The following is a 921-nucleotide window of genomic DNA, read 5'->3' as shown; positions in this document are numbered from 1 at the left end:
TGTCTGCAGTTGGCTTAAAGTTTGGTGTTCCATCGTCGGCTCCTTTGGTCGAAGTCCCTTCCCCTCAAAAATTATCGCGCGCCGACGCGCTGACAAGAGCTGGCAAGGCGGCCACTTGCCCGACAATGATTGCGAAACAGCGCATTGCTCCGCCGGCGCGCGAAACGATATCTCATCCCAAATCAGACCGAAGCCGTTCAGAACGAACAGCTCGCCACCCGCCTGCAACAACAAATTAAATTAGTAATGCCTTATGGAACTTTGAGGCTGGCGTTTCATTTGATCGGCATGGAGGCCTCTGTAATCCAAAGTGCCGGGATGAGAGCGAACGTGTCGCTGCGCTACTCGCTGGTTCTGCCGATATACAACGAGGAACAAGTGCTGCCTCGTCTGATCGAGCGGATCAGGTTGCTAATCCACCAGCTGGACGGTGAGACAGAGGCTATTTTCGTCGATGACGGAAGCAGCGATGGCAGCGTCACTTACCTTCGGCGTGTGGTCGCCGCCGAGCCTCGTTTTCGGCTAATCGAGCTTTCCCGCAATTTTGGGCACCAGATAGCAATCACAGCCGGTATGGACGCCGCCCAAGGGGATGCCGTCATCGTCATGGATGCCGATCTCCAAGACCCACCCGAGGTGGTTCTCGATCTGGTGGCGAAGTGGAAAGAAGGTTTCGAAATTGTCTATGCCCGGCGCGTCAAACGCGAGGGCGAATCCTGGTTCAAGCGCTTCACGGCAAGTCTCTTCTATCGCTTGCTGGAAAGGATGACGACCGTTGACATTCCGCGCGATGTTGGAGATTTCCGGTTGGTCGGTCCCAAAGCGCTGAGAACTTTTAGGCAGATGCCCGAACACGATCGCTTCGTCAGGGGCATGTTTGGCTGGATGGGATTCAAGCAGGCGTCGGTGCCTTTCGAGCGC

General features: G+C 55.7%; 1 protein-coding gene. It reads left to right on the top strand.

Annotated elements, in window-relative coordinates:
• Positions 1-318: 318 nt before the first annotated feature.
• The coding region (locus EN750_RS36505; protein ID WP_189526758.1) for a glycosyltransferase family 2 protein at positions 319-921 on the top strand (603 nt) is incomplete at its 3' end.

It is taken from the genome of Mesorhizobium sp. M7A.F.Ca.ET.027.03.2.1 (genome assembly GCF_003999175.1).
Taxonomy (GTDB): domain Bacteria; phylum Pseudomonadota; class Alphaproteobacteria; order Rhizobiales; family Rhizobiaceae; genus Mesorhizobium.
This window is presented reverse-complemented; position numbering and strand designations above follow the sequence as displayed.